Raw genomic sequence first — 26,748 nt, 5'->3', positions numbered from 1 at the left:
AATACTTTGTGTATGAATTAGTTGGCTAATTTTATACTATTTACTGAATGTTCCTCGAGTAAGTTAGAAATTTTTTGAAAAGATATTTAAGGCTTTTGTTTTCTAATGAGTCGGATAGTTAACCATTGAAAAGCCGGTTTAGCGTTGATGAAATGATTTAGAAATAAAAATATTTATTGGATATTTATTAATAACGAAAAGCGTAGTAGTTCTCATTAAATAGTTTTATTACACCGTTTTTTTGTCTAATACAAATTTTGTTTTCTCTCGCCAGCCATCCGGCTGCCAAGGCTGTACTTTCAGCACTTAAATCGAGCTTACGTGCTAATTCAGGAATTGATATTTCTTCTATATTTTTCATTGCTTGCCAGATTTTTCCGGCATTTTCACCGATGATCATCTTATCCATACAATAAATATTTAAGGGTTTGGTAGAATAAATTTAACTTTTAACAGCGATAAATACGCATGAAAAATTGTTGTTTATGTATAGAAAAGACATAAAAAAAGCGTGGAACTGCAATATCTGATATTTGAGAAGTCGAATAAAGTCGAAAATGAAAAAAAGATCTAAACAAGTGCAAATATAACCTCTAATATTCAATACTTTATGTGGTATCAGATTCGGGAATGACTTTTTAATTTGTCTTAATTCGTTGCAAGTTTCTTCGGGATATATGGGAACATATTCGGGAATTTATTTACCTTTGTCATGTAATCAAAAAGGTACAGCAAATGAAAATTTCCGTCTATCTGAAAAAATGTTCCGCGACCACTTCAAACATCTGCTTCCGGGTACGGGAGAAGAACGTGGACATCAAAGTGGTTTCCCCCATCGCGGTCCATGACAAGTATTGGGATACCGATACCTTATGTTACAGGCGAACGACTGCCGTGACGGCCAATGAACAGAAGCGGGTGCCCGAACAGATCGCCGCCATCATCGAGAGAGCGGAAAAGACCTTCTCGGAGAAGGCTGACGGCAAATGGATGAAACAGGTCATCGAGGATGTCCTGCATCCCGCGCGGGCTTTCGAGCGTGATCACCCGAACCTGCTCCACCGTATCCACGAGTACCTGGAAAAATATGACGGCGCGGAAAGAACCAAGGAGCACATCGCCCGCTTCGAGCGAACGATGACCAGGTATCACGAGTTCCGGCGTGAATTATTGGGCGATACTGACTTCACTCTCTTCGTTGAAACTGTCACCTTGGGGCAGATGAACGACTTCAGGGAGTATGTCACCAACGAATACCTGTTCCGCCAGGAGTATCCTGACTTTTATACTCCCCGTATGCTCATCAACCACAAGCCCAAGCCTCTATCCAACACAACCGTCATCAATATCATGAACCTTTTCTGCACGTTCCTGCGCTGGTGCAAGAGAATGAAGTATTCCGATAACGAAGTCTATGCTGTTTATGGCTGCAAGGAGCCGACCTACGGCGACCCGTTCTACCTCACATCGGAAGAGAGGAATGTCCTGTACGACGCGGACCTGAGCGACTGCCCGAAACTGGCTGTCATCCGGGATATTTTCGTGTTCCACTGCTATGTCGGTTGTCGTGTCGGTGATCTCTACAGGATGACCAAGGAGAACATCAAGGACGGTTTTCTGGAGTATATGCCTCAAAAGACCAAGAAGTGCCAGGCGAAAACCGTCAGGGTTCCATTGCATGAAAAGGCGGTCAGAATACTGGAACGCTATAGCGGGAATACCGGCAAGCTGCTTCCCTTCAAGCCCATCAACACTTACAATCTGGGGATACGGGAACTGCTGAAACATTGTGGCATTGACCGTGTGGTCACCATTCTTGACACGCACGGCTACAACACCGTACAGAAGCCCTTGTACGAGGTGGCCAGCAGCCACACGGCACGCAAGACCTTTGTAGGCAATCTGTACCGGCAGGTTCCGGACCCCAACCTGATAGCCTCCATGTCAGGCCACGTGGAAGGCAGCAGGGCCTTCCGGCGTTACCGGACGATAGATGATGACATGAAACGAAAACTTGTTGAAATGATAAACTGAGGAGGATATATACATGAAAGTAACAGCATTTATCAGAAAGACATCGGCGAAAAACAACGTGACGGATCTTGCCCGAGTCTATTTCCGTGTCCGGGATATCGGTGGTGTGGACATAAAGGCCGCGAGCGAGCTGTCCATCAACCCGAACCATTGGAGCCCGGAGAGGCAAGGCTACAAACCACGTGTGGCTCTTGTCTCGGAAGAGAAGAAGAACGCTTTCGACAGGGATATCCAGCAAATCACCCACCTGATTACCAGGGAATACAGCCGTGGAGTTGACGGGAACTGGCTCAAGGGACTGATAGAAGAATACCATCACCCCAACATCAATGCAAGGGGCGGCAACAAGGCAGAGGAATACCTGTTGTCATACCAGATACAAAAATATGCTGACGAGACCCCACTCGCGTTCGAGAGCCGGAAACATCATCTTGACAATCTCAACAAGGTACTCCGTTACGAGCGTTTCCGCCATGAGGTCATGCACCAGAGGGGCTTCCATCTTTGCATTGACTCCATCACGGCAGATGACATAAGGGATTTCAAATTCTGGCTGCAGGAAGAGCACAAGTATGTTGACATGTATCCCGTGTTTTACCAGAACGAGGTCTGCCGTAATGTCGAGCAGGTACGTTCCGAGAACAGCATGTCGGGAAGCCTGTACCGCGTACGCACCGTCATCAAATGGTGCATCAAGCGTGGCCTTACACGAAATAATCCTTTCGACCAGTACCAGATCGCACAGCCCATGTACGGAGACCCGTTCTACCTGACACTTGAAGAACGTGACAAGGTATATTATGCCGACTTAAGCGGCATGGGTGCCAGCTATCCGGTCTATCGTGACATCTTCATGTTCCAGTGCCTGATCGGCTGCCGTGTCAGTGACCTGAACCGGCTGACCAAGGCGAATATCGTGGACGGTTGTGTGGAGTACATTCCCCAGAAGACCAAGCTGGAGCACGCGGGCACGGTACGGGTCCCGCTTAACCAAAAGGCTTTGGATATACTAGAAAGGTACAAGGACCTGGAAGAAGCGCTGCTCCCGAGATTCTCGCATTTCGGCTACAACAAGAAAATAAAGGAGATTCTCAAATACGTGGGAATTGACCGTATGGTCAGGGTGCTCGACCCGAAGACGCGCGAGGATGTGGCAAGACCATTGTACGAGGTGGCCACCACCCACACAGCGAGGAAGACTTTCATCGGGAACCTGTACAAGCAGGTCAAGGACCCGAACCTGATTGCCTCCATGTCCGGGCACTCTGAGGGTAGCCGTGCCTTTGCCCGGTACCGTAAGATAGACGATGAAATGAAGAAGGAGCTGGTAAACCTTCTGGATTGACCGTTTCTTTTTCCACCTATCCTTTTATATCCACCGATAATGCAATATGAATATGGACGAGCAGAAGTTGACATACGAACAATTCAAGGAGGATATTCTCCAGTGGAAGAACACGCACCGTGAAGAATACAACCGCTTCTCGCGCCTGATGACAAACGGTGACGAGAGGCAGTATCTTGCCATCTGCAAAGCCATATTCAGGCAACTCCCCAGTATCAGGCGGGAATGGGAATTGTCCTGGAACGATGACAGCACGGATGGCCTTGCAAATATAGGCATGCAATTCGCGGAGAACGCGGTACCCGGGCAGATCGTGGAGCTGTACAGGAAACAGAGGGAGGAAAACAATCCTCTGCCCGACAACATTCCACCGGTCACATTCTGGGGCAGGATAAAGTCCTTTTTTAGCGGCAAATCTTCCAAGCCGGGTGTCACCCTTTCGGCACCGCTCGTGTTGAGCTGGCTGTATTATGGAAAGAGCTTCGAGGCGATGGTTTCCATGATAGAGAAACAGATGAAGAATCCGAAAGCTGACAATGCTGACAGGCAGGGCTGTTCCCTTGTCGTCAAGCAGATAATAAACGTATCCATCAGGAACGGTTTCCGAACCCGGGCAGACTGGGACAGGTATTTTGCCATGAACAGCGCCATTGAAAAAGGCTATGTCGGCGAATGGGCCTTGCAGACCATCACGGCTGACATGGAAACCGATGAAGAAAGCAGGGATACGATTACAACTCGGGCCGAAGACAGCGTCAGGGAACCCGTTGTACAACGCGTGGCCGGAAAGAAAAAAATCCAGGAACGGCCACTTGCCGATTATCTTGATCACGAGAACAAGGAAGTTGTATTACAACATATCCGCGACTTTATTTCCGTCAATACAAGTGCCATTCATCAGGCATTACCGTTCTATGTATTGAAGGAACTCGATCTGGTTGCCGGTATGCATACAGCCAAGGAGTACAGCATGGGGCTGACATTGCAGTTCCCGGATTTGCCGTCATTGAAAAGCGAGAGCGCCATACGGCAGTCGGTCGGGTTCCTGAGAACGGCAAAACACGTTATCAAGGACGGCAAAGACCAGATGGCACCCCTTATAGAAAGTGACGATAACCGGGAACTGTTCCGGAAATTGGCACAGGCTATCAGTAATATCCCAGGTACAGGCACGATGACCATTGCATAGAAATAAGGCCAATTATAACCTTTTCACGTTGTCACACGGACTTATATTGTCATGATAATTTAAGACAAATCACTATATATCAATTACTTTTAATTCATGTATAGTTTTGCACCGTCAATCCTTTCCCGAGGGCTGGCGGTGCTTCTCTTTTATAAGCCATCGGAAGCGGGGCACCAGGGAACTTTTGAAGATGGTCGTCACAAACTTCAAAATTGATATTTATGATTACCATAGAGAGTCTGGTCGAGCAGGGAGCGAACGTGAAACTGGAAGTCACTCCCGCTGACCTTAAAATGTTCGCTGAATCCATCGTGCAGCGTACCATCATGGCGCAACAGGAAGAACAGAGAGCCGCGATACTGCGTGAAGCGGAGGAGACTTATCTCAATACAAAACAGGTCCGTGAGTTGCTGAACGTGTGCGAGGGCACGCTCAACCTGTGGGCGAAACGAGGCTATCTCGTACCGGTCAAGGTCGGTAACAAGAACATGTATGCCAAGTCCGATGTACGCCGGGTACAGACAGGCAACAAGTCCGAGAGTGTAACATCCTATTGCAAGAGAAAAAATGTGTGATATGGCAACCGGCAGGCTTGAACTGTGTAACAGAATCCGCATGGAGGCGGAGGATATTGAAAGAACGGGATTCCCGCTGGAGGTCCTGCCCCAAACCGTGCAGTCTGTCATACTCGATATGGCCACATACGAGAACTACAAGATCGAGTTCACCGCGACGGCCATGTTGTCGGCTGTATCCGCGGCCCTGGGAGGCGCATACCGTATCCGCATCAAAGGAGACTGGCAGAGCAGCGGAGCGTTGTACGTCATTCTGGTAGGCAGGCCCGGACTGGGCAAGACCCCACCGCTGGAGGCCGCATATCGCCCGATCCGAAAACGTGACTATGCCCTTTTCAAGGTTTACGAGGCAGAACTGGAGGCATGGAAAGCCGCGGGAGAAAACGGGAAGAGACCTGTCCTGAAACGTACTGTAGTCTCTGATTTCACTCCCGAGTCGCTTTTACTGACCCACCACCACAACCCGAGAAGCGTGGTCATTCTGGTGGACGAGATCATGGGCATGTTCAATTCCGCCAACCGTTACACGAACGGGCAGCTCATAGAACAGCTCCTGACTGCATGGAGTGGCGGGGCATTGGATGTTACCAGGGTAAACTCCCCAGTTCCTGTACACATCGAGCATCCATGTATAAATATCATCGGGACCACGCAGACCAAGCGTGTACACGAGCTTCTGAAAAAAGGTTTCGAGGAAAACGGGCTGCTTGACCGTATCCTGTTCGTGATGCCCAAATCCCCCAAACTTTCATCCTGGAAAAACCGGGACGACGATGGGGAAAGGACATCCCTCGCTGCAGCCCGTTGGGAGAATATATTGAACAAGGTCCTTGCGTTGGACTATGACACCGAAGCGGAAGAAAAAATACCCCATGTGCTGTCCATGGACGGGGAGGCCAGGGAATACTTCTTCTCCTGGTGGAACAGGAAAGTGGAGCGTATCAACCGGATAGAGGATGATGCCGAGGTGGACAGCCGGGAAATGAAACATCCGGCTCATGTAGCCCGTCTGGCATTGATAATTCAGGTTTTGCGCCACGCGTCCGGTGAAAGTCACCTGCAGTTTATAGATGTATCATCGGTGAAAGCCGCCATACGGCTGAACGACTATTTTGAGGAATCATACACGCGTATCCGTTCTTTCGTGGCGAATGACACCTGTGAAGACCCTCCCAAGGTGCTGCTGTCTATGTTGCCTGATACCTTTGATACAAAAACAGCAATAATCATTGGAAAGGAACGGCAGTGCGTCAGCGAGCGGACTGTCATGAATTACCTGAAAGAGTTATGCCACAGCAGGCTTCTCCGGAAATCAAAAGCCGGACATTACGAGAAAATCATGTATGATAAATCTGGAAAATCCAATGAAAACAATAATGAATCATCCCCACGAAACTGCAACGGATGATCCCTTGTTGCAGCCTGCAGTCTTTGCAGTTTTGCAGTTTCGAGGACTGAAAAGGGGAAATTCCTGCAGGACTGCAAGAACTGCAAACTGCAAATGGTGGTATTCATTTGCAGAAACACATAACCGACAACATTATGAACGAATATAGATTCCATCTTCAAAAATACAAACCGGGCAGCAAGACCGTCTGTCCGGGGTGCGGAAGGAAGTCCTGCTTTACCCGTTATATCGACGAGGCGGGAGAGATTTCTTTCCCGGGATACGTGGGTAAATGCGACCACATCCACAGTTGTGGCTATCACTATTCCCCGAAAGAATACTTCCGGGACAATCCGTCAGCAAGGGAAACATCGGCTGGCCATAAAATGAACGGCAGTGCATTCGCGACAGTAAAGTATGTAGCAAAACAACCGCCAACAGAACAAGAACCGGAGATTTCTTATCTTCCCTATGATTGGGTGGAGCAATCCATGCGCGGGTACGACATCAATCCTTTGTACCGTTACTTCACCAAAGTGGCGGGAAAGGAGGAAGCCGGCCGGTTGTTCCATGTTTACAAAGTCGGCACGTCAAGGATGTGGAACGGTTCGACCGTGTTCTGGCAGATAGATGTCAGGGGTAACGTGCGTGCAGGCAAGATTATGGGCTACGATGCCGTAACCGGGCACCGGATTAAAGAGCCTTTCAGTCAAGTCAACTGGGTCCATTCTGTAAGAAAAGTGCCGGATTTCCACATGAAGCAGTGCCTGTTCGGTGAACATCTGCTTTCGGACACTTCCGCTGCCATGTCAGCCAAGCCTGTAGCCATTGTCGAAAGCGAGAAGACGGCACTGGTTGCCGCCCTGTTCATCCCTGATTTTGTATGGCTTGCCACCGGGGGAATGCACGGCTGTTTCAACAGCGAGGCCATGCAGGTATTGAAAGAACGTGAAGTGATCCTTTTCCCCGATCTCAAGGCAACCGACGAATGGCGGCAACGACTGTCGATGCTGGAGACTATCTGCAGGCGTGTCACCTGTTCCGACCTGCTGGAAAAGATGGCGACCGATGAACAGCGTAGTCGGGGACTGGACATCGCCGACTTCCTGCTGATGGAGGACACGCCACAGATGATTCTCGCGAGGATGATACAACGCAATCCAATGTTGCAGAGCTTCATCGACACCTTCGGACTTGAACTGGTGGATGCAGGGAAGATCGAATGAAGGAGAATCAATGGACAGCTCGCTGTCCCGTGAAAATGGGGTTGTAAAATCCCGTAGCTTATTAGGGCATTTTCACTGTCTCCGCTTCGCGTCCGGCAGTCAAAAAGCCCATAAGCCGGGGAATTCCTCAGGCTCCCGGGTGTGCCTCCGGCTGTCTGGACGGGATTTTACAACAAGAATAACAATAAAATAACGAACAGATATGAGTAATACACAATACGCTGTCTGCCACCTGCAACGTGGCAGCGGTAATGACAGTGGAATGTCATGCCATATAGAAAGAAAGGATGCCAAGGGAAAGATTTATGTGTCGGTTAATGCCGATGCGGACCGGACACATCTCAACCGTGAGTTGGTCAGATTTCCCGATGGCGTGTCCAATCGCACCGAGGCGATACAGTGCCGCATCGAGACAGCCGGGCTACGCCGCAAAGTCAGCAAGAACCAGACAAAGGCAATACGCGTAATGCTGACCGGAACGCATGAGCAGATGATGGAAATTGCCAATGACGGCAAACTGGACAGTTGGATCGATGCCAATCTCAAATGGCTAAAGGAAACCTTTGGTGATGACAACCTTGTGTCCTGCGTGCTGCATATGGACGAGAAGACCCCACACCTGCACGCCACAGTCGTACCCATTGTAACCGGTGAGCGTATCCGCAGGAAGCGGGAGGGCGAAAAGAAATATGAAACGAAGTCCGGACCCCGTCTGTCGGCGGATGACGTGATGCGTCGTACCAAATTGCATGAATACCAGAACAGCTATGCCAAGGCCATGAAACCGTTCGGGTTGCAGCGTGGAATTGTCGGTTCTACCGCCAAGCATCAGGTTAACTCGGAATATTACAGGCAGCAGGTAATCCAGTATGAAGAGGATATAGCCAAGTTGCAGGCCGATGTGGAGAAGGCGCAAGAAGGCAGGAGCACCATCCTCGCATGGTTCGGCAAGGGAGACCTTTCCAAGGCAAAGAAGGAACTGGCTGACAAGAACAGGCTGATAGCCGAACTCAATAAACAGATTGAGGAACTTCAGGCAGAAAAGGCTCGGTTGCAGGAACAACATAAATCAGAAATCGGAAAACTGCGAAACGGCTATCAAAAAGAAATAGACAAGGCCATTCATCAGGCGGAAGCAGCAGAACGGCAATTCAAGGAGAAGGATGCACTCATAGACAGGCAGCGAAAGCAGATAAGTTTGCTTGACCGCAAGGCCAATCCCCAACGTTACAGCCTCTCGTCCGGTGCCGAGCTTGTACGTATCAATGTCTCAAACTATCGGAATCCGTCGCTCCACATCTGGACACGGGTCGGTGATGAACTTTTTGAGAACATCAAATTCCAGATAGACTATGATGTGGCTCAAAGACATTTCAACGGCCAGATCACGGACGAGGAGTTTGTCAATGCTGTATTCGATCCGCAGGAACAGGTGAACGAGATACAGGCACAGTTGCTTGGGGCGGCATTCACGCTTGCTTTCGGTGGGCCGGCAGAGGTTCATGTCGGGACAGGAACTGGTGGCTCATCGTCTGACCTTCCGTGGAATGATAACGTAGCAAAGAAGCATACTTCGATTAAACGAAGATAGTCGATTTATAGTAAATACATTTATTGCAAATTCATATCTATACATACAAGTGTTTGCTATATTTTATGTACCTTTGTAGTCAAAAACTGACAATTCTTAACCGAAAAAGTCAGCACAGAAACAAAGATCATTTAGTTTACAAAAATAGTATTGATGTTTTGTAATGGGAGGACTTTTAACATTCAGAGTCGGAAACTTTGACACAACAGCAGAACGTGAGCAGTTTCGGTTTCTCTGTGAGCAACTCAAAGCTCACTATGAGGATTCGAATGAATTCTGTGTGTTCGCAGGCAACTATAATATTGGATGTGAGTTAGATGCCCTCTTTATAAAGAAGGACGCTATTATTTCTATAGAATTCAAAAATTATGGAGGTAATGTTGTTGCCAATGAAAATGGAGAATGGACATACAATGGTAAAATTATTAAGGGAGGTTCGAGAAAGACTGTTCTTCAACAAGCTAGGATAAATCATTCCACGGTAAAGAAAGAACTTAAAGTCTTAGGTGTTGAAAAGAACCAAATCAAGGATGTGCCACACCTTATTATTTTCCATCAACCAATAGAGTTGGAGAACAATTTAAGTGCCACCAACAGGTCTTGGCTTCACATTACTGATAGCGAACATTTCATTGAAAAGTTGGATGACATCACTTGTCCTCACACCGACCTTGACCCACTCGGAATCGTTAAACTTGCGGAAACTCTCAACCTAAATCCCTTCTACCTGACGGAATTCAGCAATGCTACTTATGATAAACCAGCAGAGCCAATTGAGAAAATAGAGTTGTTCAAAGATATAAAGAAGTACGAGCCCCACACTGAAGAGAAAAAACAAAAGAAAAAAGAGATAATGTTAAACTTTGATTCTTTTGTTGTCGAGGACGAAAATAGTATTGCACTTTCGAATTTTGTGAAAAGGATAGTAAAATTATCGCTCAAGCTCGACAATTTTACAGTCAAGGTGCTTGACAGCACAAGGGCATCTTCATCTTTTGCAGCACACGGAATAAGGTTAACTCAAGAATATGTTGTGACAATAAATGCAGATGGCATCGGTGAACATTGTGCAAAACTCGCAAAGTTCACTAATCATGCTGTTAAAGCCATTTCACCTTCTACAATCTTTTGGGAAGAAGGCGAGAGAATTGCAACCGAAGGAGACAATTCATCTGGTGTTGTCGAAGAACATCAATCAAAAGAACTGTCAAATACTAATTCGAACGTTTGTTTCCGAAAATCAAAAACGGTTCTGCCACATTGGCTTGACAAAAAGATTTTCAATGAACATCAAGCTATTTATGCTCCAGAGCATGAGCGTTATGAGTATAATCTTGATCTCAACGAAGAAGAACTTAAAGTTTATCTTGGTACTTACTTTCCTCGCAGTTATGCAGAGATGTTTTGTATTGCTGATAATCTTTTGCAGAATAAATGCCTGAAGAAAACGTTGGAACAAGATGAGATTAGTGTATTGGATTACGGTTGCGGTACAGGTGGGGAAATTCTTGGCTTGATTACAGCAATTGGAAGACATTTACCTCATACAAAGATAAACATCACAGCAATAGATGGCAATGATGGTGCTTTAGCCATACTCAAGGATTTAGTAGAGTGTAACCCTAATAAAAATATACAAGTCGAACTAAGTATATTTAGCCAGACGTTAGGCACAATTGAAGACGTGGAAAAACTTGCATTCGGAAAGAACGATTATCATTTTATCCTCTGTGACAAGATGGTTTGTGAGTTAATTTCTAAAAAAGTCCTACCAACAAATGCATATGCAATAATGGCAAAGAAACTTACGGCTTTTCTTCATGAAAACGGTTTGCTTATAATGCTTGATGTAACAACTAAAGACGAGCATTCAGGATACTTCTATCCTCAATTGATGAATAATGCAATAAATGACTATGTCCGTAAAAGCAGAACCATTGAGACGCTTTTACCATTGTCGTGTGCTTGTCATGATGGATGTAGAAACTTTTGCTTTATGCAGCAAACATTCAACGTAAGTCATTCTCACAAATCAAATGACGAAAGCAGGGTGTGTTATCGAGTGCTGTGTAAGAAACCTCTTAAGACAGCTATCATGCAAGGGATGGAAACAGCAAACCTTATCCACGTCATACACTCCACCAAATACAAGCAAAATGATGATTGGGCAATTTGCTGCCATTCAAAAAACAATGAAATAATAATTGATAGTTTTAACATAAATCTATAAATCTAATCATGGCTAAGAGAAGTTTTTACGTTAAAGATTCCGAACTTGATGATTACCAGGTAAAGGTGATTAACAAGAAAACAGATAACTCCTACATTGTTAAGGGTTGTGCAGGTAGTGGAAAGTCCATTCTTGCCTTGTGGAAGGCAAAACAGATACAAGATGAGCATAAGGGTACCTATCTTTACATTGTGTTCACTAAAGCACTAATGCAATATATGGCTGATGGCATTTCACAGGTAGGTATTCCACAACGAAATGTTGATTATCATTGGCATTGGCAGAATAGAGCTGGATGTCCAAGTGCTGATTATATTATTGTGGATGAAGCACAAGATTTTTCCAAAGAGGATATAGAACTATTCCGTTCTAAGGCAAAAAAAGCATTATTGTTGTATGGTGATTCGGCTCAACAACTTTATACTTTTATTAAAGATAAGCAAACTGTTTCAATGGAGGATATACAGTATTTTACTAAGTTCCCTGTCGAACAGCTTGTGTTCAATCATCGATTACCCAAAAAGATAGCCCGTCTTGCACAGTATCTAAATTCCGAAAGTGACGAACTTGAAGAGCGTTGTACTGAAGAGGGTGTTGAAAAACCAAAGATTATCAAGTACAATAACATTACTGAACAGTATGATGCCATCATTTCGCTTATTCAAAACAAAAACATGGAGGATGTCGGCATCCTATTTAGACACAATGATGAAGTAGAGCGTGCATATGAATATTTCAAGAATCATGGTGTAAACGTTGAAGCTAAGTATGGACAGTTTATGGATCTAGATTTTTCTTCAGACAATCCAAAGATGATGACCTACCATAGTTCTAAAGGACTTCAATTTGAACATGTTTTCATTCCTGAATGTACTGTTGAAGACGATGCAAACCGAAATCCACTATATGTGGCCGTGACAAGAACCTATCGAGCTTTGTATATAATGCACTCAGGCAATCTTTCCAGTCTTTTTGATGATGTACCTACTTCGCTTTATGATACGAGTCTTACGAGTGGTCCCAAATTAACACTATGAGGTTTGTCAACTCCTAAAAAACGAGGATAATTATGAAATTATACATACCAACCTGTACTCTGAATTTCAATAACATATTGTCTTCAGAGTCAATTTCGCCCTTAGGATTTTACGCAAGACGCGGCTTTGGTAACAAACGCTTCTATCCTGTCTGCGCGAACGACAAAGAGCAAGTAATAATATTGTACAGTAAATATCCAAGGTTCGAGATTGAAGAAAATGACCTTGAGAACTATCCTATGGTTATTGAGATAGAAACTGATGACTATAAAGATGGATTCTTTGAGAAGGCTAAGGAACATGACGGAGTAGAGACCTATCTCTGCTATCATACCATCAACCTTAACCCTTTTCATTGTCGTATCTATTTTAATAGTTATCAGGAGCGTCAGGGTGTATTGTCAAAGGCAGAACAAAGCCTAGAGAATAAGTTCTATAAGCTTTATGCTCCTAATATAGATGTTAAACCCAAAGAGAAAAAAACATTTTTTGGCGTTGCCAAAGATTTATTTACTCAATCTGAAAAAGATGATTTCTTATGGAATCCTTCATATGTAAATTTCAAGATCAAGAATGAACCTATAAATGTTAGTAGAGACGTTCTGCTAGACAGAATTAAAGGTTTCATTTATTGTTATCTAATAGGTGCTAATAGCTCGGTCAGCAACGAGGTTGGCAAATTGAAAGCTTTGTCAAGAAAACTTCGTAACACGCTTTCTGCTGTTGTAAATTCTCCTGATAAAAGACCCACTCAGGCACAAGACGATGCTATCTTGAATGGAATCAGAGAGTTTAATGAAATCTATTCTTCAATAGATGAAGATACCATTTGGAACAAAAATTTATTAGAGTTAAAATTGTCTGACAATCCGCAAGGTCTTTCTACAAAAGATGCCAAGAATCTTTTGCACTACTGGGGTGTTTATGACGCATTCTGTAACAAACTTCCTCTTCGTAGAGTCTATGATGCAAACGAATTGTGGAGTTGTTTAGAGTATGTTTCCCCAGAGACGTTTTCTCGTGTCATAGACAATATGAATAGCACCATTCGTAAATTGGAAGCAAAAGATAATGCTCAACGTGAAAAGTATGCCATTGAGGAATTGCTGAATGTTGATGATAATCTGTCTTTGCATATTTTGGACACATCTTACCAAAGTTCTTTCTATAAGAACCTTATTTGCTCCCAGTTTATGGCAGAGTACAAATCTGTAATGGAAGAAAATGGCGTAGAAGAACCTTTGGCACAGGCATATAATGGAGGTATGATTCTAAGGAACATGCTTGGAGATAAATGGGACTCAAATCCTGCATCTGCTTATGTTGGAGCATTACTTAATCATTTCCAGGAGAACTCCGCCTTTGACTTATTCGCTATTGAAAATGATGTACTTTCATCGTTTGCTGCATTCTGTCAGAAAGGCGATAACATTGATCGCTTGGTAGAGTACCTTGTACAAGTAGGATTCTGTAATTATAAGTTAGCTTATGGCATCTATGGTGCCACAAGAGGTTTTACGTCTCTGCCAAAGACATTTACGTCTGTATTGATAAATGGCAATAAGGATTATTATCAATCATTTGCAAGTAATGTTTGGCGAATGCTTAATGGAATAGAAATAAAGGATGCTGTCTTACCCAAAGCGAGCAATAGTACTTCAGTTATTGTAGAAAGTCAGTTGGGATCTAAGATTATTGAGAATCAAAATAATGTAGAGTCAAAAGTTGTAAAACAGCAGAAAGTTGTTGAGGCGGTAAATAAGGCTGTTAAACTTGAAAATATAGTTCAAAGTCCTAAAGCTTTTATGTATATTTTTAGTAGTTTCTCACGTATTACTACAACTAAAGCGTACAAAGCTCTTGATGCTGTTAATTTTGCAGGAGATGAGGGTTCTTATACACCAGAACAATTCCGTAGTAAAATTTATTCGATTGTAGGTAAAGAAGGTTTAAAGACCCAAAAAGAAAATATTGATAAAGCTATAGAACTTGAGAGTAAAAGGCAAGATCCAGAAGCGTTCTTGAGCATCCTTGACAACTTCTTGAAACCAACTGATGCTGCGTATAAGAAGATTGAGAAACTGATTTCAAGTATTAAAAGTTTAAATACGACTTCGTATCCACAACCACAAGGAAATAATGTTATTTCGCAGGATGGTGTTGAAAAGCGAAACCTGAAACCAATACATCCAACATCATCTAAATTTGTAGAGGATGCAAATGTTAACTATTTTATCCTTTCAAGAAACTACCTACCTATAAAAATGCGAGAAACGCTTTCCAGAAAGGTAATAACATTTCAAAAAGGTTATGCTCCTGGTGGTAAATACTATTCTAATCCATTGGGCAACCCTATAGATAATAGATCAACCATTGATCATTTTAAGCATTGGTGTTTTTATGATAAAGGTGGTTATCCTCCTATCGTAGAGGGAACTTATGAGAATAAACAGTACTTTGAGCAGTTAATGCAAGATTTATTTAATCGTTATGCCAACAGGTAAAATTATTATCACGAACGATACAGGTGAACAAGTAGAAGCTACAGCTCCTGTCATTGTCTCTGCAAGTCGTTCAACCGATATTCCTGCTTTTTATGCCAAGTGGTTCTTCAACCGCTTGGCTAAAGGGTATTGTGCTTGGTATAACCCGTTCAACCAGCAAAAAATGTATATTTCGTTCAAAAACTGCAAGGTGGTGATTTTCTGGACAAAGAACCCAAAGCCGATCCTCCCATACCTTCATGAGCTTGACGAAAGAGAAATACACTACTATTTTCAGGTTACACTCAACGATTATGTAAAAGAAGGTTTTGAGCCTAATGTTTCGTCTGTCGAAAACAGAGTTGAGACATTCAAGAAACTTTCTGATATGATTGGTAAGGAGAAAGTAATCTGGCGTTTTGATCCTTTAATAATTACGCCAAACATTGCTCCTCGTGACCTCTTGACGCGCATTTGGCACATTGGAAATAAACTGAAAGGTTACACAAATAAGCTTGTATTCAGTTTCGTTGATGTAAAAGCATATCGCAAGGTTCAAAACAATCTTGTTAAGGAAAGTATGCTCTTTACAAAGGAGAATGTGGAGAATGCCGAAGCCAACCTTGCTCAACGAATAGAAATTGTAGAAGGTCTTCAAAAGATTCGTGAAGCTTGGCACAAAGATGGTTGGGATGTTGAAATCGCCACTTGTGCTGAAGATATTGACCTTGAAAAATACGGGATAGAACACAATCGTTGCATTGATGGCGAATTGATGAAACGCATTTTTGCTGACGATAAGGAACTTGTCTATTATCTACATACATTGAAATTACCAGAAAAAGACTTGTTTGGTAATTTGCCACCAATACCAGAAAAGGTGCGTAATGTAAAGGATACAGGGCAACGTAAGGTATGTGGATGTATGATCAGCAAAGACATCGGCATGTATAATACTTGCCGTCATTTCTGTGTCTACTGCTATGCCAATACAAGTAAAGAATGCGTCATCAGAAATGCTGAGAAACATAATGATGAAAGTGAAAGTATAATTGGGTAATTATGCAAGAGTCAGAACTACAACAATATCTCCTTCGCAACTATCCACAAGAGAATGCTCGTTGCGAATGGAAGGAATTCAAGAATTTGAAGAACTCATTCTGTGGGGATGAGAAAAACGATATCATCTCATATGTGTCGGCTATTGCCAATATGGGAGGAGGACATTTAGTGATAGGGGTACATGACAGTTCTTTGGAAATTGTCGGGACTGATACCTATAACTATGACCGGCAAAAGGCAATTCTTCGTTTAACGGAACGCTGTATCAATCTTTCGACAGAAGGTCTTGATATTGAAGAGTTTGTTACCGATGACACTAACAAGAAGGTTTGGGTAGTCCATATTCCCAAGCATCGTCCCAAATTGCCTGTTTACGCTCATAACAAAGCATGGCAGCGAATTGAAGATTCTCTTGTAGAGTTGACCACAGAACGCATGAATGTCATTCTTGATGAGCCAATATTTGGCGAAACAGATTGGTCTGCACAGATTGTTCCTGATGCAACGATAGATGACCTTGACGAAGTTGCTATAGCTAAAGCCCGCAAAATGTTTAAAAAGGTACATAGTCGTATTCCCGAATCAGAGGTAAATGCTTGGGATATTCAGACATTTCTTGGCAAATGCGGACTGACAAGAAATGGAAGCATCACTCGTGCCGCTATCATATTGTTGGGCAAATACGAATCAGCCTTTAAACTGCGTCCTGTTGTCGCTCAGGTAACTTGGACACGCAGGGATGCAAATCAAGATGTGGTGGACTACGAACATTTCACTGTTCCATTCATACTGACAGTAGATGAAATTCTCTCAAAGATTGAAAATCTGACTTTGCGTGAAATGCCTGGTGGTACGCTTTTCCCAGATACAATGAAACAGTATGATGACTACACTATACGCGAAGCACTTCATAACTGCATTGCTCATCAAGATTACACGATGCAACAGCGTGTCAATTTCGTTGAGAATCCCGGCTACCTATATTATTCCAACGCCGGTACTTTCATCCCCGGAACTTTGGAAAATGCTTTGAGAAATGAGGAATCTCAGACCTATTTCCGCAATGAATGCCTATGCAAGGCAATGGTGGACTTCAATATGATTGATACCGTAAGTCGTGGCATCAAGAAAATGTTTAATGAACAATGGCGCAGACACTTTCCGATGCCGGACTACGAGATTGATGCGGCAAAAAAGAAAGTTGTAGTACGCATATATGGTAACGAGATCAATAAACGATATACGGATTTATTGAAGACTGACAACACTCTATCATTATGGGATTGCATATCTCTCGATGCTGTGCAGAAAGGCAGATTCATACATGAAGATGTTGCAAAAGACTTGCTGAACAGGGGACTTATTGAGGGCGATGCTCCCAATTATACAATTTCTTTAGGAGTTGCTAAAGCCACTCGTCAATTGCAAGGTTACACCAAGCAAAAAGGACTTGATAAGGACAAAATTAAACAGATGGTTTTGCAATATCTTAAGAATGCTGGATCAGATGGAGCCAAACGTGATGGCATCTACGAATACATCAAAGATGTAATGCCTAGCAATAAGACTGAAGAGCAAAAACTACGCAGCCTTGGTGATCTATTGAAAGTTATGAAAGCCGAGGAATTGATTAGAACAGATGGACGAAATTGGTTTATATTATAGCCAATCCGTCGAATTTCGACGAAAAGATACAGCCTATTCCGTCGAAAATGTTTAAATCCGTCGAAATTCGACGAAACACATACTGAACTCAAAAGAATAAAGACCATGTTATTAGGAGACAAAATAAAAGAGTTGAGAGAAGAACACGGTGTGCTACAAAGGCAATTGGCAGCTTTGCTTGAAATAGACACTCCAATGTTTAGCAAAATAGAACGTGGCGATAGATATGCCAAACGGAGACAAGTAATACAATTAGCTGAGTATTTCAAGATTGATAAAAATGAACTTCTTACACTATGGCTGGCAGACAAAGTATTGGATGCTATAGAAGGTGAAGACGAATTAAAGCGAAAAGCCATTGAGGTTGCACAAGAAAGAATAGGCTAATCCTCACAAATATTGGGAACTATATGGTATCATTACCACACAATTCCCAATATTAATATTTGATAATCAGATTGATGTTTTACAATATTCGGTTCAAGCGTGGAGAGTTATCTTTCATGTATTGTAACAGGAACTACCAATCCCCAAACGTTTAAATGAAAGGAACGCCCACGCATATGACAGCGCAGGCGTCCAGCCATTTTTACACGTTTTAAATAACAGAAATTGGTAGTTTTGTTACAAAGTAAAAAGACTGGACGCTTTTCGATATGTTTTTTTCAATGAACACTTATTTATAAGACAAAGATAATTTTATTTTTGGTAAATCGGTATTATTCTTTTTATTTTTTATTTTTTATTATTCTAAGAGCCTGTATAAATTTTGCACGGGTCAGGTTGAGAATTTCTTTCGAGGATGTTGTTGTTGTGTAACTGGCTGTCTGATGACTGAAAACGGGAAAAAAGATCGGAAAAAACGTAAAAATGACCTGATCGTGTTTCTTTGTTGACAAGATTAGTCAGGTTATTAATCCATAAGAATAAATTGGTGATTTATCGCACATTATTTCAATACGATAAATTTATAAATGATTAAGAAGATCGCAAGTCTTGATTAGTTCAACTGATTTTGTTTTAACCAATTAAAAATAGCCTGATAAGTTGCATCTCTGGCTTCTTTCTTGGAAAGAATAAGATCGTGCATCCCGTCTTGTATTTCTATTTCGGTAACTTTAGACCCCAAACGTTTGCCATACTTAGCGATATCTTTTACATCCAGTACACCATCTCCGATTTGGTGTTCGGGATTCCATTCGTCTCCGTAAACTGATCTATTGGAGTAAAGTACCAGAATAGGGCAGGGGATATCTAATCCTTTATGTATTTTTCTTTGTCCCCGGTGGATAGCCCGTATCCATCCTGTTGTGAGAGGAGGGGATTGCATAAATTTTTTTGTCGTGTCATATTCCCATTCTCCATGATGCGATTTTAATAGGCTTTCTCCGTAAGCAGTAGAAATACCTTGTTTTATTTTTGTTTTTTTGGAGAAAAGTGCAAAAAAGGAGACTGTGGGAATCAATATTTTTTCTTTGAACCAGCTTTGATTCATGTCAAGAAACGGGCTGTTCAAAATTAGTCCTTGGACGGGGAGCGCTTTTCTGTATTTGTGACAGAAAAGAGAGGTTATTAAGCCTCCGGTAGAATGCCCCATTAATAAAATTTCGTGATTCCCTTCTTGTTTTATAATCTGCAAGGTCGTGTCTATGTCGGCAAAGTATTCATTTAAGTTGTGAACTTGGAATGGATATTGATTGGATAGCATTGAGCGTCCGTATTTTCGTAGATCAACGGCATAAAAATTAAAGCCTGCGTCATTGAAATGTTCCGCCAGAGATTTCTGAAAAAAATAGTCGTTGAATCCGTGTACGTAAAGTATTGCTTTTGTCGTAGGGAGCGCAGCTTCTTTTCGGACAATGGTGATGATGACTTTTCCTTCATAGTCATCGGGCATCTGTATTGTTTGTTGAACGAAGTTCTCCCCTAATATATCTTTGTGATATTGTGCAAAACTATTTGTGCCGAACGACAAGATTGAGAAGAGAAGTAGTAAGATCTTTTTTCTCATGATTTTTATGTTGAGCTTTTTTTATTTTGATAAAACAGAAAGCTTAAACCAGAAGTTTAGTCTCCCAGTGATATTTTCACATTATTGAATACTTTGTTCAACAAAATGCGAGCGGTTTCTATTTCCTCCTCGTTTAATCCGTTCAGCGCAGCTTTCATCGTTGTTGCAACTATGGGCTGTGTCATCTCTTCGAGATTTCGACCTTTTTCTGTAAGATTGATGATATTGATACGTCGGTCGTTTTTATCTGCCGAACGAGTTACCAGAGTTTGTTTTTCAAGATTGTCTATCAAGCGGGTCATACTTGGTTTGTCTTTGAAAGTCGCATTGCAAAGTTCCTGTTGCGTGACACCGTCTTTTGACCATAAATAATAAAGAACAGTCCACTGTTCCGGAGTAATATCTATGTTTATTTTTCGAAAACTTCTGTATAATTTTCGATTGATTGCTGATGATAGTTTACCGCTTAGCAAGGCGAATAACATTTCGTTGTCGATAGAGAGAAGGTTCATTATGTAATAATTGTTTAGACAACAAAAATACAAACAATATTTTATTTTCCGGTTGAGGCTTCGATAAAAAATGTTATTAATATAAGTTGCATTCCTATTTCGTTATATGTTGGTCTTTGTCGATAAAAAGGTTTAAAAAAATCTATTTTGAACAGATTGATTTTCGGGAAAAGTTAGAGAAAGATCTAAAATAAAAATAGCAAAGTATTTGGATTTTAGTAAATAATGACTACCTTTGCCCCGCAATTCAAAAAATTAAATAACAAGTTAATTTAAATGAGTATGAATCATTATGAAACCGTTTTCATTTTAACTCCCGTTTTATCTGATGTACAGATGAAGGAAGCGGTAGAAAAATTCAAAGCGATTTTGGTGGCAGAAGGTGCTGAAATCGTGAATGAAGAAAACTGGGGATTACGCAAATTGGCTTATCCGATCCAGAAAAAATCTACAGGCTTCTACCAATTGCTGGAGTTTAACGCAGATCCGTCTGTAATCGCAAAATTGGAAATTAATTTCCGTCGTGATGAACGTGTTATCCGTTTCTTGACTTTTAGAATGGATAAATATGCTGCAGAATATGCTGCAAAAAGAAGAAGTGTTAAATCTAAAGAAGTAAAGGAGAATTAAGTCATGGCACAACAAAATCAATCTGAGATCAGATATTTGACTCCTCCCTCAGTGGATATTAAGAAGAAAAAATATTGTCGTTTCAAAAAAAGCGGTATCAAATATATAGATTATAAAGATCCCGAATTCTTGAAAAAGTTCCTGAACGAACAAGGTAAAATTTTACCTCGTCGTATAACCGGTACCTCGTTGAAGTTCCAACGCCGTATTGCTCAGGCTGTAAAGAGAGCACGTCATCTGGCGTTACTTCCTTATGTGACAGACATGATGAAATAATTTAAAGAAGGAGGAAAATAGTAATGCAAGTAATATTAAAAGAAGATATCTTAAATCTTGGGTATAAAGATGACGTAGTAACCGTTAAGAGCGGATACGGTCGCAATTATCTTATCCCTCAAGGTAAGGCTGTTATCGCTACTCCTTCTGCACTGAAGATGTTAGCTGAAAACATGAAGCAACGTGCTCATAAGCTTGAGAAAATCAAAAATGATGCTAAAGAGTTGGCCGCTAAATTGGAAGGAGTTTCTTTGACAATTGGTGCTAAGACCAGTTCTACAGGTAAAATTTTCGGTTCGGTTAACAATATTCAAATAGCTGAAGCTTTAGAAAAAGCCGGTTATGAGGTTGATCGTAAGGTTATCTTCATTAAAGAATCTGTAAAAGAAGTCGGTGCTTATAAAGCTATTTTGAAACTTCATAAAGAAGTAAGTGTCGAAATTCCGTTTGAAGTAGTTGCCGAATAATATTTTCGGATTTCAAATAAAGAAAAAAGGCGAGGTTCATTGAAACTTCGCCTTTCTTTTTTATTTGAAGGTCATTTTCCGTTCTTCTCTACTTTTGGAATCATAAAAGAGGTGTATAATTGTAGAAATGCTGCAACGAGCAGTAATAAAATCCACTCGTTTTGTTGTTTGAACATGAACCATGCAGACCCGACGGTAACAATCGCTGCAATCAATTCGATGCGGTATAAGCGTTTAAGCCTGAAATTTGAGCCGTTGTATAAATTTGTCGCCCGTGCGACAGTCATTCCGACAGCTCCGGCAGCAAATATATAAACGGTGAATGGTAATCTGAATAAATATAATGCCGTCCCTGCCAGGATAAATAAGGCTGAAACAACTAGAATCGTGTTGCGTATTTTATTGCTCATTTTTGTTCTTCTTCTGTTATTATATAAATATCTTCATTATCTTTTTTCATTAAATATTGCTCCCGGGCAAATTTTTCCAGATTTTTTTCATTCGATTGCAGTTCGTTCAGTTTTGTTTTGCTTTCTTCGATAACTCCCTGGTAGTGTTGTATTTCTTTTTTTAGACCATGAATTTGTTGGTCATAAAGGAAACTTTGAACAAAACTGTTTTCGTCTACAAAGATCATGATGAAAAGAAAAGATATTACCAAAATTCGCATTAAGGTAACATGCTTTTTTATGAAACGCCATGATGCTGAAAAAATATTCTTCATATTGAATTTTATTTTTTACAAACGTACATAATCTTTTTTGTTTCTAAAAGTTTTGTTGTCCGATACAACCTTTTTTTATGAATTTGTCAGGTCAAGAGTGTGCATTTTTAAAAAGCGTGAAAAAAAAGGAAATTATTAGGATTTCCTCAAAAGCGATTGAGCTATTTTTATACCTTTGTCCAAAATTTGCAAATGTGAATCTAATCATAGATCAGGGAAATACGACGACAAAAGTTGCTTTATTTTGTCAAGATAAGTTAGAATATGTAATGACTGTTGTAAAGCCGGATAAGCAGCTTGTTGATACTTTGCTTGATAAATATCGGGTTACGTCGTGTATTTATTCTTCAGTGGTTGATGTCCCTTTTTGTTTTTTGGACTATCTGCAGGAAAGAATATCCCGGTTTTGTTTTTTAGATGCAGACACTCCTATACCTGTAAAAATCGAATACGGGACACCGACGACATTGGGACGGGACAGGATTGCAGGGGTGGTAGGCGCTTTTTATGAAAAACCGGATTGCGATATATTGATAATCGATGCCGGTACGGCGATTACATATGATTTATTGCTGAAACGAGGAGTGTTTATCGGAGGAAATATTGCTCCGGGTATCAGGATGCGGTTGAAAGCATTGAATCATTTTACCGGAAAACTGCCTTTGATTGAGAAAGTCGGAGATTTTTCGCTTATGGGTACGGATACGGAAACTGCGATACGTGCTGGAGTAATACAGGGAGTTTTATTTGAAATGGAAGGTTATATAAGGGAGCTGAAGGCTATATATCCGGATCTTTTGGTTTTTTTAACGGGCGGCGATGCTTTTTTATTGGCTGAAAGATTAAAAACTCCCATATTTGTGGATAAAAATATTGTATTAAAAGGATTAAACAGAATACTTTATTATAATGCTGAAAAATAAAATATCTATTGTCTTAATAGCGTTGTCCTTGTTAGGGGGAATGAGTAGTTTGGCACAGAATAACACGAATTCTCCGTATTCACGTTACGGGTATGGTATTCTGGAAGATAATGCGGTCGGTGCGAATCGAGGAATGGGCGGAGTCGGATATGGATTTCAAAGTGGACGACAGATTAATATAAAGAATCCGGCTTCGTACGCAGCGATGGATTCTTTGACATTTCTTTTCGACATAGGAGTCAGTTTGCAAAATACATGGATGAAAGAAAATTCCTTGAAAGAATCTGAAGTAAACGGAAACTTAGATTATGTCGCTTTGCAGTTCCCATTGGGGCGTCATATGGCGGGAAGTGCCGGATTGACACCATTCTCTTCAGTAGGATACAGTTTTGGCGGTTCGATTCCGAACGGTTCTTATACACAAGTCGGGGAAGGTGGTATCAGTCAGGCTTTTATCGGATTGAGCGGACATATCTATAAAGGCCTTTATCTTGGGGCTAATGTGTCATATCTTTTTGGAAATATAGAGCATACCACGACTTTGTTGCCTACGGATAATACGATCGGAAGTATTTTCTTGAAAAAATTGCATGTTTCGGATTTTCGAGTTGAGTTCGGGTTACAATATACGCACAATATAAATAAGAAAAACCGGATTACCATAGGGGCGGTTTATACTCCTGAGAAAAAATTGCTCGGCCGTACTTATACTTATGAGGAAATTTATTCTACAACTTCCGGGTCGACTTCTGTATCGAGATCAGATTCATCGAGTATAAAATCTAGATATTCTCTTCCTACTTCCATAGGTGCAGGTTTTACCTATATATGGGATGAACGGTTGACTGTAGGAGCTGATGTCACTTTTCAGGATTGGAGCAGTGTGAGGTATGACGGAGTGAAAGACAGTTTGAACAATCGTTTAAAAGTGGCTATTGGTGCGGAGTTTTTGCCAAATCCGATGTCGGGGAATTATATGAAGCGTATGCGTTATCGGTTAGGGGCATTTTATAATCATTCTTATCTCAAAGTCAAGGGATGTGATATAGATGAATATGGGATTACTTGCGGTTTCGGATTTCCGGTAAGACGAGATAAATCTATATTGAACCTTTCTTTGGAATATTTAAATAGGCAATCTACGCCGGCATCATTTATTCGTGAAAACTTTTTAAGAGTTTCATTGAGTCTTACCTTTAATGAACTTTGGTTCTTTAAACGGAAATTTGAATAACCGTTGTTTTACAAAATACAGAGAGATGTTGTTCGATAAAAAGAATAACATCTCTTTCTGTTTCTTTGTAAAAACAATAAAAAGAGAGAGATTAATTGCGGCTCTGTAACTAAATATTTAATTTTGCCTTTAATATAAAGAACCGAAAAACAGAATGAATACGATTCGCAGAACTTTATTAGGATTTCCGTTTACCGGTATTGCGTTTGTAGTGGCATTTATCTTAATGTCCGTTTTTTTTAGTTCCTGTGAAAAGAAAGTAAAAAATGAAGTGGTTAAAGCCTTTTCAGATCCGCATAAAGTTCCCTCGTTAAGTAGTTTTGATGTAACGACATTGATTTCGGATTCGGGGATTACTCGTTATCGTATCAAAGCTAAAGAATGGTTGATGTTTGAAAATGCGAAAGAACCGTATTGGTTATTTCCGCAAGGAATTTATGTGGAAAAATTCGATGAGAATTTTCATGTAGATGCTTTTATTATGGGAGATTCAGCTATTTTTTATAAATATAAGCAGCTTTGGGAACTCAGGGGGAATGTAAAGATGGCTAATTTGCAGGATGAAAGATTCTTTACCGAGTTACTTTTCTGGGATCAAAAAAAACGTGAGATATATTCGGATAGTGCCATTCATATTGAAAAAGTGGATCGCATAATAGAAGGGATCGGTTTTGTTTCTAATGAACCTATGACTCAGTACACGATACGTCGGACAACCGGAATTTTTCCAATGAAATCGCCTGCCGAAGAACAGCGGGGTGAATCGGACAGTTTAAAAAATGTGAGAGATACGAATGCTCGTCGTTATGCACCGCAAAAGAAAGGAGAAAAATCATGACTACGGTCTTTATGATAATTATTCCATTGCTGTTGTCTGCATTTTTTTCGGGCATAGAAATTGCATTTGTATCTTCAAATAAGGTCCGTTTTGAATTGGATATGAAGAAAAAGACGCTTCTTGGGCGTATTCTTAATTTATTCTATCATCATCAGGAAGAGTTCATTTCTACGATGCTTGTCGGCAATAACATCGCGTTGGTCGTTTACGGTATCGGTATGGCCGATTTGCTCTCTCCGGTATTCTCCTTTATTTGGGATCAGGAGGTATTTATTATATTGGGACAAACTGTCGTATCGACATTGATCGTTCTTCTGACAGCCGAATTTCTGCCTAAAACTATTTTTCGGATTAATCCTAACTTATCATTAAAAGTTTTTGCCATACCGCTTTATGTTTTTTATCTGTTGCTGTATCCGATTGCGAAATTTACATCATTGCTTTCATCCGGAATCTTAAAGATAGGAGGGGTTCGCATCGATCGGTCGGGGGATGATGGGACTATGAGTAAGGTCGATCTTGATTTTTTTATTCAACAAAGTATAGATAAGTCGCAGGGAGAAGCAGAAGTCGATACAGAAGTTAAAATTTTTCAGAATGCTTTGGACTTTTCTAATTTACGCATTCGTGAATGTATGATTCCCCGTACAGAGATTGTAGCGGTTGATATCGATATGTCATCGGAGAAGGATTTGGTTGCTCTATTTATTGAAACCGGACTTTCTAAAATTTTGGTTTATAGAGATAATATTGATAATGTATTGGGTTATATACATTCTTCCGAAATGTTTAAACAAGCGGCAGATTGGAAGTCTTATATTAAGCCGATATTGTTAGTTCCGGAGACGATGACCGCTCAGAAATTAATGAAAAATTTGATGCAACAGAAAAAAAGTATCGCTGTCGTTGTGGACGAGTTTGGCGGAACTGCCGGTATTGTGACGCTTGAAGATCTGGTTGAGGAAATATTCGGAGATATTGAAGACGAGCACGATACGTTGAATTATATTGCACGGAGAACCGGAGAAAACTGTTATGAGTTCTCAGGACGTGTCGAAATAGAAAAGATTAATGAGCTTTTTGATATAGGGTTACCCGAGTCTGATGAGTATATGACAATTGCCGGATATATTCTTTATCATTATAAAACGATACCTAAGCCCGGAGAAACGATTGAAATAGAGAATTATAAATTTGAGATATTAAAAGGAAACAGAACCAAAATAGAGTTGGTGAAAATGAAAATTGAAAACTAAAGGAAATTTTTGACTTTACGATATGTTTGTAAATGCTTTTTTTCGTATCTTCG

Annotated in this window: 25 protein-coding genes; 20 read left to right on the top strand and 5 right to left on the bottom strand. The window is 41.1% G+C overall.

The genetic code is table 11. The features are described 5' to 3' along the window. Positions 1-187 precede the first annotated feature (187 nt). Positions 188-409 carry a winged helix-turn-helix domain-containing protein gene (locus AC0UMU_RS09160; protein ID WP_009317574.1) on the bottom strand — a complete coding sequence of 74 codons (222 nt, stop codon included), beginning with the start codon at positions 407-409 and terminating at the stop codon, positions 188-190. A 326-nt stretch (positions 410-735) separates the two neighbouring features. On the opposite strand from AC0UMU_RS09160, the gene AC0UMU_RS09155 reads away from it, so the two are divergent. The 13 genes from AC0UMU_RS09155 (at position 736) to AC0UMU_RS09095 (ending at position 18,211) form a co-directional block, all read left to right on the top strand. After that, positions 736-2,034: a site-specific integrase gene (locus AC0UMU_RS09155; protein WP_004328969.1), complete on the top strand. Its 1,299-nt coding sequence runs from the start codon at positions 736-738 to the stop codon at positions 2,032-2,034. A gap of 13 nt (positions 2,035-2,047) precedes the next feature. Then, positions 2,048-3,379 carry a site-specific integrase gene (locus AC0UMU_RS09150; RefSeq protein ID WP_004328968.1) on the top strand — a complete coding sequence of 444 codons (1,332 nt, stop codon included), beginning with the start codon at positions 2,048-2,050 and terminating at the stop codon, positions 3,377-3,379. Positions 3,380-3,425: 46 nt separating this feature from the next. Further along, positions 3,426-4,568, top strand: coding sequence for a DUF6043 family protein (locus AC0UMU_RS09145; RefSeq protein ID WP_004328967.1), 1,143 nt, complete (start codon positions 3,426-3,428; stop codon positions 4,566-4,568). Positions 4,569-4,789: 221 nt separating this feature from the next. After that, positions 4,790-5,143, top strand: coding sequence for a helix-turn-helix domain-containing protein (locus AC0UMU_RS09140; protein WP_004328966.1), 354 nt, complete (start codon positions 4,790-4,792; stop codon positions 5,141-5,143). Then, the gene (locus AC0UMU_RS09135; RefSeq protein ID WP_004328965.1) at positions 5,136-6,551 is read left to right on the top strand and encodes a DUF3987 domain-containing protein; all 1,416 of its coding nucleotides are present in this window, start codon (positions 5,136-5,138) and stop codon (positions 6,549-6,551) included. The genes AC0UMU_RS09140 and AC0UMU_RS09135 overlap by 8 nt, the downstream gene beginning before the upstream one ends. Positions 6,552-6,685: 134 nt before the next feature. Beyond that, the gene (locus AC0UMU_RS09130) at positions 6,686-7,756 is read left to right on the top strand and encodes a DUF6371 domain-containing protein (protein WP_004328964.1); all 1,071 of its coding nucleotides are present in this window, start codon (positions 6,686-6,688) and stop codon (positions 7,754-7,756) included. A gap of 202 nt (positions 7,757-7,958) precedes the next feature. After that, positions 7,959-9,347, top strand: coding sequence for a MobV family relaxase (mobV, locus tag AC0UMU_RS09125; RefSeq protein ID WP_128857724.1), 1,389 nt, complete (start codon positions 7,959-7,961; stop codon positions 9,345-9,347). A gap of 163 nt (positions 9,348-9,510) precedes the next feature. Beyond that, positions 9,511-11,577, top strand: coding sequence for an NERD domain-containing protein (locus AC0UMU_RS09120; protein ID WP_004328962.1), 2,067 nt, complete (start codon positions 9,511-9,513; stop codon positions 11,575-11,577). 8 nt (positions 11,578-11,585) lie between these two features. Further along, complete coding sequence (locus tag AC0UMU_RS09115) at positions 11,586-12,614, top strand: ATP-binding domain-containing protein (RefSeq protein ID WP_004328961.1); 1,029 nt, start codon at positions 11,586-11,588, stop codon at positions 12,612-12,614. Between the two features lie 32 nt (positions 12,615-12,646). Further along, the gene (locus AC0UMU_RS09110) at positions 12,647-15,118 is read left to right on the top strand and encodes a hypothetical protein (protein ID WP_004328960.1); all 2,472 of its coding nucleotides are present in this window, start codon (positions 12,647-12,649) and stop codon (positions 15,116-15,118) included. After that, positions 15,105-16,157 carry a DUF1848 domain-containing protein gene (locus tag AC0UMU_RS09105; RefSeq protein ID WP_004328959.1) on the top strand — a complete coding sequence of 351 codons (1,053 nt, stop codon included), beginning with the start codon at positions 15,105-15,107 and terminating at the stop codon, positions 16,155-16,157. The genes AC0UMU_RS09110 and AC0UMU_RS09105 overlap by 14 nt, the downstream gene beginning before the upstream one ends. Positions 16,158-16,159: 2 nt before the next feature. Beyond that, positions 16,160-17,824 carry an RNA/DNA-binding domain-containing protein gene (locus AC0UMU_RS09100; protein WP_004328958.1) on the top strand — a complete coding sequence of 555 codons (1,665 nt, stop codon included), beginning with the start codon at positions 16,160-16,162 and terminating at the stop codon, positions 17,822-17,824. Between the two features lie 105 nt (positions 17,825-17,929). Further along, a complete protein-coding gene (locus AC0UMU_RS09095) occupies positions 17,930-18,211 on the top strand; it encodes a helix-turn-helix domain-containing protein (RefSeq protein ID WP_004328957.1) in 282 nt (93 codons plus the stop codon). A gap of 613 nt (positions 18,212-18,824) precedes the next feature. Here the strand turns inward: AC0UMU_RS09095 and AC0UMU_RS09090 are convergent. Both AC0UMU_RS09090 and AC0UMU_RS09085 read right to left on the bottom strand, forming a co-directional pair. Continuing rightward, positions 18,825-19,835 (bottom strand): alpha/beta hydrolase, encoded by a 1,011-nt coding sequence (locus AC0UMU_RS09090; protein WP_278716606.1) that lies wholly within the window; start codon positions 19,833-19,835, stop codon positions 18,825-18,827. A gap of 56 nt (positions 19,836-19,891) precedes the next feature. Further along, positions 19,892-20,350 carry a MarR family winged helix-turn-helix transcriptional regulator gene (locus tag AC0UMU_RS09085; RefSeq protein ID WP_031258517.1) on the bottom strand — a complete coding sequence of 153 codons (459 nt, stop codon included), beginning with the start codon at positions 20,348-20,350 and terminating at the stop codon, positions 19,892-19,894. 279 nt (positions 20,351-20,629) lie between these two features. On the opposite strand from AC0UMU_RS09085, the gene rpsF reads away from it, so the two are divergent. From rpsF to rplI, 3 genes are read left to right on the top strand one after another with little or no spacing between them, the layout of a single operon-like run. Then, positions 20,630-20,977, top strand: a complete 348-nt coding sequence (gene rpsF / locus AC0UMU_RS09080) for a 30S ribosomal protein S6 (protein ID WP_009317571.1) — start codon at positions 20,630-20,632, stop codon at positions 20,975-20,977. Between the two features lie 3 nt (positions 20,978-20,980). Then, the gene (gene rpsR / locus AC0UMU_RS09075; protein WP_009317570.1) at positions 20,981-21,253 is read left to right on the top strand and encodes a 30S ribosomal protein S18; all 273 of its coding nucleotides are present in this window, start codon (positions 20,981-20,983) and stop codon (positions 21,251-21,253) included. Positions 21,254-21,276: 23 nt separating this feature from the next. Continuing rightward, entirely contained in the window at positions 21,277-21,720 is a 444-nt protein-coding gene (rplI, locus tag AC0UMU_RS09070; RefSeq protein ID WP_009317569.1) for a 50S ribosomal protein L9, read from the top strand. Between the two features lie 71 nt (positions 21,721-21,791). Here rplI and AC0UMU_RS09065 read toward each other — a convergent pair whose 3' ends face one another. Together AC0UMU_RS09065 and AC0UMU_RS09060 are read right to left on the bottom strand one after the other, a co-directional pair. Continuing rightward, a complete protein-coding gene (locus AC0UMU_RS09065) occupies positions 21,792-22,130 on the bottom strand; it encodes a hypothetical protein (protein WP_122304162.1) in 339 nt (112 codons plus the stop codon). Further along, positions 22,127-22,444, bottom strand: coding sequence for an FtsB family cell division protein (locus tag AC0UMU_RS09060; protein WP_022389828.1), 318 nt, complete (start codon positions 22,442-22,444; stop codon positions 22,127-22,129). The genes AC0UMU_RS09065 and AC0UMU_RS09060 overlap by 4 nt, the downstream gene beginning before the upstream one ends. A 194-nt stretch (positions 22,445-22,638) precedes the next feature. Here AC0UMU_RS09060 and AC0UMU_RS09055 point away from each other — a divergent pair, with 194 nt between their 5' ends. The 4 genes from AC0UMU_RS09055 (at position 22,639) to AC0UMU_RS09040 (ending at position 26,695) form a co-directional block, all read left to right on the top strand. Continuing rightward, complete coding sequence (locus AC0UMU_RS09055) at positions 22,639-23,367, top strand: type III pantothenate kinase (protein ID WP_278716603.1); 729 nt, start codon at positions 22,639-22,641, stop codon at positions 23,365-23,367. Next, the gene (locus tag AC0UMU_RS09050) at positions 23,354-24,601 is read left to right on the top strand and encodes a BamG family beta-barrel-assembly machinery protein (protein ID WP_278716602.1); all 1,248 of its coding nucleotides are present in this window, start codon (positions 23,354-23,356) and stop codon (positions 24,599-24,601) included. The genes AC0UMU_RS09055 and AC0UMU_RS09050 overlap by 14 nt, the downstream gene beginning before the upstream one ends. Positions 24,602-24,755: 154 nt before the next feature. After that, positions 24,756-25,439: an LPS export ABC transporter periplasmic protein LptC gene (gene lptC, locus AC0UMU_RS09045; protein ID WP_288641671.1), complete on the top strand. Its 684-nt coding sequence runs from the start codon at positions 24,756-24,758 to the stop codon at positions 25,437-25,439. Beyond that, on the top strand, positions 25,436-26,695 hold the full coding sequence (locus AC0UMU_RS09040) for a hemolysin family protein (RefSeq protein ID WP_122304158.1): 1,260 nt from the start codon (positions 25,436-25,438) through the stop codon (positions 26,693-26,695). Before lptC ends, AC0UMU_RS09040 begins: the two co-directional genes overlap by 4 nt. Positions 26,696-26,748: the final 53 nt, after the last annotated feature.

Source organism: Coprobacter fastidiosus (genome assembly GCF_982245605.1).
This window is presented reverse-complemented; position numbering and strand designations above follow the sequence as displayed.

Bases quoted from the DNA above. Each gene is read 5' to 3' on its own strand.
- AC0UMU_RS09160 (WP_009317574.1), bottom strand. From the start codon at position 409: ATGGATAAGATGATCATCGGTGAAAATGCCGGAAAAATCTGGCAAGCA.
- AC0UMU_RS09155 (WP_004328969.1), top strand. From the start codon at position 736: ATGAAAATTTCCGTCTATCTGAAAAAATGTTCCGCGACCACTTCAAAC.
- AC0UMU_RS09150 (WP_004328968.1), top strand. From the start codon at position 2,048: ATGAAAGTAACAGCATTTATCAGAAAGACATCGGCGAAAAACAACGTG.
- AC0UMU_RS09145 (WP_004328967.1), top strand. From the start codon at position 3,426: ATGAATATGGACGAGCAGAAGTTGACATACGAACAATTCAAGGAGGAT.
- AC0UMU_RS09140 (WP_004328966.1), top strand. From the start codon at position 4,790: ATGATTACCATAGAGAGTCTGGTCGAGCAGGGAGCGAACGTGAAACTG.
- AC0UMU_RS09135 (WP_004328965.1), top strand. From the start codon at position 5,136: ATGTGTGATATGGCAACCGGCAGGCTTGAACTGTGTAACAGAATCCGC.
- AC0UMU_RS09130 (WP_004328964.1), top strand. From the start codon at position 6,686: ATGAACGAATATAGATTCCATCTTCAAAAATACAAACCGGGCAGCAAG.
- mobV (WP_128857724.1), top strand. From the start codon at position 7,959: ATGAGTAATACACAATACGCTGTCTGCCACCTGCAACGTGGCAGCGGT.
- AC0UMU_RS09120 (WP_004328962.1), top strand. From the start codon at position 9,511: ATGGGAGGACTTTTAACATTCAGAGTCGGAAACTTTGACACAACAGCA.
- AC0UMU_RS09115 (WP_004328961.1), top strand. From the start codon at position 11,586: ATGGCTAAGAGAAGTTTTTACGTTAAAGATTCCGAACTTGATGATTAC.
- AC0UMU_RS09110 (WP_004328960.1), top strand. From the start codon at position 12,647: ATGAAATTATACATACCAACCTGTACTCTGAATTTCAATAACATATTG.
- AC0UMU_RS09105 (WP_004328959.1), top strand. From the start codon at position 15,105: ATGCCAACAGGTAAAATTATTATCACGAACGATACAGGTGAACAAGTA.
- AC0UMU_RS09100 (WP_004328958.1), top strand. From the start codon at position 16,160: ATGCAAGAGTCAGAACTACAACAATATCTCCTTCGCAACTATCCACAA.
- AC0UMU_RS09095 (WP_004328957.1), top strand. From the start codon at position 17,930: ATGTTATTAGGAGACAAAATAAAAGAGTTGAGAGAAGAACACGGTGTG.
- AC0UMU_RS09090 (WP_278716606.1), bottom strand. From the start codon at position 19,835: ATGAGAAAAAAGATCTTACTACTTCTCTTCTCAATCTTGTCGTTCGGC.
- rpsF (WP_009317571.1), top strand. From the start codon at position 20,630: ATGAATCATTATGAAACCGTTTTCATTTTAACTCCCGTTTTATCTGAT.
- rpsR (WP_009317570.1), top strand. From the start codon at position 20,981: ATGGCACAACAAAATCAATCTGAGATCAGATATTTGACTCCTCCCTCA.
- rplI (WP_009317569.1), top strand. From the start codon at position 21,277: ATGCAAGTAATATTAAAAGAAGATATCTTAAATCTTGGGTATAAAGAT.
- AC0UMU_RS09065 (WP_122304162.1), bottom strand. From the start codon at position 22,130: ATGAGCAATAAAATACGCAACACGATTCTAGTTGTTTCAGCCTTATTT.
- AC0UMU_RS09060 (WP_022389828.1), bottom strand. From the start codon at position 22,444: ATGAAGAATATTTTTTCAGCATCATGGCGTTTCATAAAAAAGCATGTT.
- AC0UMU_RS09050 (WP_278716602.1), top strand. From the start codon at position 23,354: ATGCTGAAAAATAAAATATCTATTGTCTTAATAGCGTTGTCCTTGTTA.
- lptC (WP_288641671.1), top strand. From the start codon at position 24,756: ATGAATACGATTCGCAGAACTTTATTAGGATTTCCGTTTACCGGTATT.
- AC0UMU_RS09040 (WP_122304158.1), top strand. From the start codon at position 25,436: ATGACTACGGTCTTTATGATAATTATTCCATTGCTGTTGTCTGCATTT.